General features: G+C 65.9%; 7 protein-coding genes and 1 pseudogene. 5 read left to right on the top strand and 3 right to left on the bottom strand.

Going from position 1 to position 7,701, the window contains the following annotated elements:
• Positions 1-9: 9 nt before the first annotated feature.
• Both ACXJL8_RS27605 and ACXJL8_RS27600 read left to right on the top strand, forming a co-directional pair.
• Entirely contained in the window at positions 10-1,809 is a 1,800-nt protein-coding gene (locus ACXJL8_RS27605; RefSeq protein WP_456685929.1) for an ABC transporter ATP-binding protein, read from the top strand.
• Between the two features lie 58 nt (positions 1,810-1,867).
• On the top strand, positions 1,868-3,274 hold the full coding sequence (locus ACXJL8_RS27600) for an MATE family efflux transporter (RefSeq protein ID WP_456685928.1): 1,407 nt from the start codon (positions 1,868-1,870) through the stop codon (positions 3,272-3,274).
• 39 nt (positions 3,275-3,313) lie between these two features.
• Here ACXJL8_RS27600 and ACXJL8_RS27595 read toward each other — a convergent pair whose 3' ends face one another.
• Positions 3,314-4,057: a sulfite exporter TauE/SafE family protein gene (locus tag ACXJL8_RS27595; protein ID WP_456685927.1), complete on the bottom strand. Its 744-nt coding sequence runs from the start codon at positions 4,055-4,057 to the stop codon at positions 3,314-3,316.
• Between the two features lie 231 nt (positions 4,058-4,288).
• Here ACXJL8_RS27595 and ACXJL8_RS27590 point away from each other — a divergent pair, with 231 nt between their 5' ends.
• Positions 4,289-4,549: a hypothetical protein gene (locus ACXJL8_RS27590; protein WP_456622421.1), complete on the top strand. Its 261-nt coding sequence runs from the start codon at positions 4,289-4,291 to the stop codon at positions 4,547-4,549.
• A gap of 3 nt (positions 4,550-4,552) precedes the next feature.
• Here the strand turns inward: ACXJL8_RS27590 and ACXJL8_RS27585 are convergent, their stop codons facing one another.
• Entirely contained in the window at positions 4,553-5,923 is a 1,371-nt protein-coding gene (locus ACXJL8_RS27585) for an aminotransferase-like domain-containing protein (RefSeq protein ID WP_456622420.1), read from the bottom strand.
• 78 nt (positions 5,924-6,001) lie between these two features.
• Here ACXJL8_RS27585 and ACXJL8_RS27580 point away from each other — a divergent pair, with 78 nt between their 5' ends.
• Together ACXJL8_RS27580 and ACXJL8_RS27575 are read left to right on the top strand one after the other, a co-directional pair.
• Complete coding sequence (locus ACXJL8_RS27580) at positions 6,002-6,436, top strand: DUF983 domain-containing protein (protein WP_456622419.1); 435 nt, start codon at positions 6,002-6,004, stop codon at positions 6,434-6,436.
• 74 nt (positions 6,437-6,510) lie between these two features.
• On the top strand, positions 6,511-7,224 hold the full coding sequence (locus ACXJL8_RS27575) for an alpha/beta fold hydrolase (RefSeq protein WP_456622418.1): 714 nt from the start codon (positions 6,511-6,513) through the stop codon (positions 7,222-7,224).
• A gap of 185 nt (positions 7,225-7,409) precedes the next feature.
• On the opposite strand, the pseudogene ACXJL8_RS27570 reads toward ACXJL8_RS27575, so the two are convergent.
• Positions 7,410-7,701 (bottom strand): annotated as a pseudogene (locus ACXJL8_RS27570) (transglycosylase); the annotation flags it as partial.

Genomic DNA, 7,701 nt, shown 5'->3' with positions numbered 1-7,701 from the left:
GATGATGTCATGACCGATCTCTCAAAAAAGCCCGCGGCGATACGCGTGGTGCTGCCTTTCGTATTCCGGCACTGGCTGAAGCAGCCGGGGCGCGGGCTCGTCGTCGCCGGAGGCCTGCTGGGTGCGACTGTTGCCGACCTGTTCATGCCGGTATTCTCCGGACAGCTGGTCGATGCGCTGACGCGTGGCTCGTCCGATCCTGACGCGCGCCATGCCGCCCTGGTCGCCTTCGGCGCCATCGTTGCGCTGGGCGCGGCCTCCGTGGTGCTGCGGCTGACCGGCCTGCAGGCGATCGTGCCGTTTACGCTCAAGACGATGTCGGACGTCGCAGAGGGTGCCTTCAGGCGCGTGCAGCGCTTCTCGACCGACTGGCACGCAAACTCCTTTGCAGGCTCCACGGTGCGCAAGATCACGCGTGGCATGTGGGCGCTCGACCTGCTCAACGACACCATCCTGATGGCGTTGGCGCCATCGCTGCTGGTGTTGATCGGCTCGATGGTCCTGATCGGGATGCACTGGGTCTCGCTCGGCCTGGTAATCGCGGTGGGAGCGTTTTTCTACGTCGCCATCACCGTGGTGTTCTCGACGCGCTACATCGCGCCGGCCGCACGAATCTCCAACGCCTGGGACACCAAGGTCGGCGGCACGCTGGCGGATGCGCTGACCTGCAATGCGGTGGTGAAGTCGTTCGGCGCCGAAACGCGCGAGGACGGGCGGCTCGCCCGCGTCATCAACCGCTGGCGCGTGCGCGTGCGGCGGACATGGCTGCGCTACAACTACACGGCCATGGCGCAGCTCTCGCTGCTGCTCGCCTTGCGCGCCTCCGTGATCGGCGGCTCGGTGCTGTTGTGGATGTCCGGGCACGCCTCGCCGGGCGACGTCACCTATGTGCTGACCAGCTACTACGTCATCCACGCCTATTTGCGCGACGTCGGCATGCACATCAACAACCTACAGCGCTCCGTCAACGACATGGACGAGCTGGTGGCGATCCATGACGAGCCGATCGGAATTGCCGATGCCGTCGACGCGCGGCCGATCGCGATCGAGGGCGGCGAGATCGCGTTCGACGACGTCACGTTCCATTATGGCGGCCATCGCGAGCCGCTGTACGACGGTCTGTCGGTGACGATCCGCGCCGGCGAACGGGTCGGTCTCGTCGGCCGCTCCGGCTCCGGCAAGACCACCTTCGTCAAGCTGGTGCAGCGGCTCTACGACGTCACCGGCGGCCGCATCCTGATCGACGGCCAGGACATCGCGCTCGCCACGCAGCAATCGCTGCGCAGCCAGATCGCGATCGTGCAGCAGGACCCGATCCTGTTCCACCGTTCGCTCGCCGAGAACATCGCCTATGGCCGGCCCGGGGCCAGCCTCGAGGCGATCGAGCAGGCGGCGCGGCTCGCCAACGCGCACGACTTCATCCTGCGCCTGCCAAAGGGGTACGGCACCCTCGTCGGCGAGCGCGGCGTCAAACTGTCGGGCGGCGAGCGGCAGCGCGTGGCGCTGGCGCGCGCGTTCCTCGCGGACGCGCCGGTGCTGATCCTGGACGAGGCGACCTCGAGCCTCGACTCGGAATCGGAGGCGCTGATCCAGCAGGCGATGGAGCGGCTGATGAAGGGCCGCACCTCGATCGTGATCGCGCACCGGCTGTCGACGGTGCGCAGCCTCGATCGCATCCTGGTGTTCGRCCGCGGCGCGATCGTCGAGCAGGGCACCCATGCCGTGCTCGCCGGAAAGCCCGGCGGCATCTATCGCGGCCTGTTCGAGCGCCAGGTGGTGGAGCTCGGGCACGTCGCAGCAGCGGAATGAGAGGCGCGCGGCAGCGGGGCCAACGTCCCGATGCCACGCCGCCAGAGGATGGAATGACATGAAAGACCTGACGAACGGCTCCATCGTGAGACACATCCTGGCCATGACGCCGCCGATCATGGCAGGCATGATCTCGATCATGATCTGCCAGCTGRTCGATCTGTATTTCGTGTCGGGATTGGGCGATGCCGCGGTCGCGGGTGTCGCGGCGGCCGGCAATGCCGGCYTTCTCGTCAACGCGCTGATGCAGGTGCTCGGCGTCGGCACGGTGGCGCTGATCGCGCATGCCGTGGGACGCRAGGATCGGCTGGATGCCAATTTGATCTTCAACCAGGCGATCGTGCTGTCGGTGCTGTTCGGACTGTCGACCCTGGTGGCGGGCGCCGCGCTGTCGCACCTTTACATGCGTTCGATTGCCGCGGACCAGGCCACGATCGAGGCGGGAACCACTTATCTGTTGTGGTTCATGCCAGCGCTCGCGCTGGAATTCGTCATGCAGGTGACGGCATCCGCGCTGCGCGCGACCGGCATCGTGCGCCCCGCCATGTTGGTGCGGGTCCTCGCGGTCATCATCAACATCGCGCTGGCGCCGGTGCTGATCTCGGGATGGGGGACCGGCTACGCGCTCGGCGTTGCCGGTGCGGGCCTGGCAAGCTCGATCGCGGTGTTGATCGGCGTGCTGATGCTGCTGGCGTATTTCCGCAAGGTCGAGCGCTATGTGGCCTTCAATCCGGCGCAGTGGCGTCCGCAGGCGCACCATCTGAAGCGCATCCTCAATGTCGGCCTGCCTGCCGGCGGCGAGTTCGCGATGATGTTCATCTTCATGGCGGTTGTCTATTTCGTGCTGCGCGATTTCGGCGCGGCGGCGCAGGCGGGCTTCGGGATCGGACAGCGCGTTTTGGCCCTGATCCAGATGCCGGGGCTTGCGGTTGCGCTCGCCGCCGGGCCGATCGCCGGTCAGAACATGGGCGCGGGAAACGGCGAGCGCGTGCGGGAAACCTTCGTCAAGTCGGCGCTGATCACCAGCGTCGTGATGATCGGCTTCATGGGCCTTGCGCAGTTGAAGCCGGAGGTCTTGCTTGCCGGATTCTCGAACGACCAGGAAACGATGGCGATCGCCTTCCTGTTCCTGCGGATCATCTCGTTGAACATGGTGGCGCAGGGCCTGATCTTCACCTGCTCGAGCATGTTCCAGGGGCTCGGCAATACCAAGCCGGTGCTGTGGAGCTCGGCCACGCGCGTCTTCACCTATTCGCTGCCGGCGATCTGGCTGTCGACGCGTCCGGGCTTCCGCATGGAGTACGTCTGGTACCTGTCGATCGCGGCGACCACGCTCCAGGCGGGCCTGAGCGTTTGGTTGTTGCGCCGCGAATTCAGGAAGCGGCTCGTGCCGGTCCCGCGGGACGAGGCCCCGGAGCAAGTGGAAGCTGAACCTGTCGCGCCTCCCGCGCGTGCGCCTGCGTAGCGACAGTCACGGCTCCCGCCAGTATGTGGCGCCGTGGGGCTAATGCGCGCCAAAGCTGTTCCAGACGAGACCGATGCCCGACAGGAACAGCAGGCCGAGCACGACATCGCCAAAATGCTTGTCGCTCAGCGCGTGATAGACGCGCGCGCCGGCCCATGCGCCGATCAGCGTTCCCGGAAATGCGACCAGCGCCAGCCAGACCACCTTCAACTCGACGAGACCTGACGCCGTCTGCAACACCAGCGCGGTCGCGAGCACCGTGAAATTGAACAGCTGGAAGATGCCGCGCCGCTCGTGCTTGTTCCAGCCGCGGATGTTGGCCCACAGGATCGGCAGCGGCCCCGACAGTCCGGCAAGGCCACCGAGAATGCCACCGGCAAAGCCGATCGCGCCGTCGGCGATCCGGCCGCCGGACTTGATGGCGAGCGGCCTCTTGTTGAGGTAGAGCGCGGTCGAGAAGATCAGGAGCAGCACGCCGACGCTCAGCTTGAACACTCTTGGATCGGCGGAGGCGACCAGCATGGTCCCGAGCGGCACGCCGATCAGTCCTCCGATCAGGAACGGCCACACCAGCGACAGGTCGAAACTCTTCCACATCGACGGCAGCGTCGAGGTCTGTGCTATCACCGAGCAGATCAGCACCAGAGGCACCGCGAGCGAAGGCGGCAGGACGTAGAGCCAGATGCCGAGCGCCATCAGCGCCGTGCCGAAGCCGGCCAGGCCCGAAACGAAGCCGCCGGCCAAGGCGCCAAACAGCAGCAGCGCGTAASTGAGYGTTTCCAACAGATTGTCCTTGTCGCAATGGGCGATCCCGAACTGTTGATCGCTACCGCCCGCATAGCACAGCTGCGGCCGTGCCGGTCAAATCCAGGCCCCACGCAAGCGTGATCCCCACCGGTCGGGCTTTCGCGAAAGACAGGCCTACATGATGGTCGTACTTCAATCTGGGGGCCCGCCCGACGCCATCATGCGCTCCGATTGGCCTGTCCCCGAATGAGATGGTGGAGAAAGACCATGACCCGCACGAAGATCGCCGTTGCGGCCGCGCTGCTGTCGGCGGCGGCCGTGATGCCGACCATGGCGCAGGCGCAGTTTTCCGAGCCTGCGGCCTATCAGGCCGCCCATCCCGACCGCGACGTGCTCAATGGCGGCCAGCTCACGCCTGCGGGGCGGGCGGCCCGTGGCGAGACGGTGGCACCGAGCGAGGCCTATGCGGCCTATCCGTCAGGCGTGACGCCGGTCATTCGCTCCCGCCATCGGCGCCAGCATCAATAGTTTCTAGACGATCTGCCTGGTGTCGGCGGGCCTGTGCAGCGCGCCGACGAGGATGCGTAGCGCCTCCGTCAATTCCGATCGATTGCGCGCCGCGCCGAGCGAGACRCGCGCGGCATGTGGCGGCGTCCCATCGACCGCGAAGGCGTCGCCGGCCACGACCGCGAGCCCATTGCGCAACAGATGCGCGGCGACATCGGGCCGGCCATCCGGCAACCGCAGCCACAGATGATGGGCGGCTGGCTTCGCCTGGAATTGAAAGCCCTTCAGCGCGCGTTGTGCCAGTTGCTGGCGGCCGACGGCCTCGTTGCGGATGGCGGTGATGATGCGGTCGGCGATGCCGCTCTCGAGCCAATGCGTCACCAGCGCGACCATCAGCGGCGCGGGCATTTGCACGGTGGCCTGCAAATAACTCCGCATCTCCTGCTGCGCGCCGTTGTCGGGCGTCAGCAGATAGGCCACGCGCAGCGCCGGCGCGATGCATTTTGACAGCGTGGTCGCCAGATAGGTTCGCTCCGGAATGAGGTTGGCGATCGGCGACGCCGCGCGATCGAGCAGCCCGTAGGCGTCGTCCTCGATCAACGTGGTATCTGCATCGCGGATGATTTTTGCGATCGCACCGCGCCGTTCGGCGGACAGCGTCGCGGTGGTCGGATTGTGCAGTGTCGGAATCAGATAGACGGCCTTTGGCTGATGCACCCGACAGGCCTTCGCCAGCGCATCGGGAACAACACCGCCGTCATCCATCGCGACGCCGACGAGCTTGACGCCGAGCCGCGCCGCGGCCGCCTTGATGCCCGGGAAGGTGAGGGCCTCCGTCAGCACGATGTCGCCGGGCCGCGCGAGATGGGCGAGCAGGTTGAACAGGATTGTCTGCGCGCCCGGAAAGATCACGAGCCGGTCGGCATGCGCATGCGGAGCGCGGGCGCGCATCCAGCGCGCCGCGACCTCGCGCTCATGCGCGCTGCCGCCGGGCGGCTGATAGTTGAGATGTGCGGTCAGGCCCGATTGGGCGCGGATGGCCTCGAGGCCTGCGATGATGCGCTCGTCGAGCTGCGCCTCGAGCGGATGCGGCGGCACATTCATCGAGAGGTCGATCGCGACCGGATGCGGCAGGTCGACCGCGCGGCGCGCGCTGGTCTCCGACACGAACGAGCCCTGGCCGACCCGGGCCTCCATGATCCCGCGGCGCCGCGCCTCGGTATAGGCGCGCGTCACCGTGGTGAGGTCGATGCCGAGCGCTTTGGCGAGCGCGCGCTGGGTCGGCAATTGCTGGCCGCGCACCAGCCGGCCGGCGGCGATGTCGGCCTCCATGGCCTCGACGATGCGCTGGTAGCGCGGCCCGCTCAGCTCCGAGATTGTAGGGATCCAGTCCATGCAAATTCGGCCGTTTCCTTTGAATGTATGGATGCAAGATATTATTGTATGGATCATCGAAAAGGAAGAGGTGTGGTCATGGCCACCAATTCAGTCTCTCTCGCAAAGGCGATGTGGCGGGGTTTTCGCGGCAAGTGCCCGAACTGCGGCGAAGGGCATGCGTTCGGCCGTTTCCTCAAGGTCGCCGACGCTTGCGACCATTGCGGCGAGGAGCTGTTCCACCAGCGCGCCGATGACTTTCCGGCCTATCTCGTGATGGTCGTGGTCGGCCATCTCGTGGTGCCGGCGATCCTCGCGGTCGAGACCGCCTATGCGCCACCGGTCTGGCTGCAATTGGCGGTGTGGTTGCCGGTGACGCTGTTCGCGTCGCTCGCGCTGCTGCAACCGACCAAGGGCGCGATCGTCGGACTGCAATGGCAGCTCGGCATGCACGGCTTCGAGGCCAGCAAGCTGCGGCGCGAGGCCGGTCAGCTTGCACCCGTGCTCGTGAAGGCGAACACGCGCGCGGCCTGAACTCGCTCGCGGCGTTTACATCGCGCGGCCGGCCGCTACACTCCATCGTACAAGCAAGAACGATGGAAACGCCGATGGCCGCACGCGCGAAGACTTTTCTGCTCTGTCATGGCGCGTGGTCCGGCGGATGGGCCTGGAAGAAGATGCATCCGCTGATGGCGCAGGCCGGCCACCGCCTGATTGCGCCGACCTACACCGGGCTTGGCGAGCGTTCGCATCTCGCAAGTCCCGCGGTCGATCTCGACACGCATATCCAGGACATCCTCAACGTCATCAAGTTCGAGGACCTCAGCGACATCGTGCTGCTCGGCCACAGCTATGGCGGCATGGTCGCCACCGGCGTCGCGGACCGCGCGCGCGAGCGCGTGACGCAGCTGATCTATCTCGACGCCTTCGTGCCGCGCGACGGCCAGTCGCTGTTCGATCTCAACGAAAGCGGACGCGAGCCGATGCGCAGGGCAGCAAGCTCGGGCGACGGATATCGCATTCCGCCGAACCCGCCGCCGCCGGACACGCCGCAGGCCGATCTCGACTGGCTCAACGCGCGCCGCATCAACATGCCGATCCGATGTTTCGAGACGAAGCTCAAGCTCGAACACGGCGAGCCGGCAATGCCGCGCAGCTACATCTATTGCACGCGCATTCCGCCGGGTGACGTGTTCGGGCAGTTCGCGAAGCGGACGAAGAGCGAGGATGGCTGGCGCTATTTCGAGCTCGACGCGAGTCATGCACCGAATGTGACGGCGCCGGAGGCGTTGATGGCGGTGTTGGAGAAGATCGTCGGCTAAGGGCGTGTACTCATAAATCGAAGACGCCGTTTGACGTCCGCTATGCCTCTGATAGCAGCGCGAAAGCGGAACGTCGCAGGACTTCCGCGTTGGGCCACAAATGGACTTGATCTACCCAGCCGGGGCAGTTTCTCCATAGCGGCTAAAGGCAATGCAAGCGTGGCATGGCCCTGGCGACAACGGAATTATTGGCTCGCCGCCGCAGCAGCGKTCGCCACATATTTCGTGTAGAATTCAGCGACCCGGCCGCGCCACATGCCGACGAACGCCTCTGACGTCACGTTGTCCACCGATTTCCAGCTGCGCTTGAACGCGGGAAGTGCATTGCCCCAGATCGCGCGTTTGCACCACCTCTCGCCCTTCTCCTTGCCTTCGCCGGTGGCGCACATGGATTTCCAGGCGACGCGAGCGGGCCGGCTGATGTGCTCAGCGGCGCCTTCCCAGCCCTGCTGATGGATCAGGTAAAGATCGCTCATG

The organism is Bradyrhizobium sp. P5_C11_2, from assembly GCF_054049755.1.
This window is presented reverse-complemented; position numbering and strand designations above follow the sequence as displayed.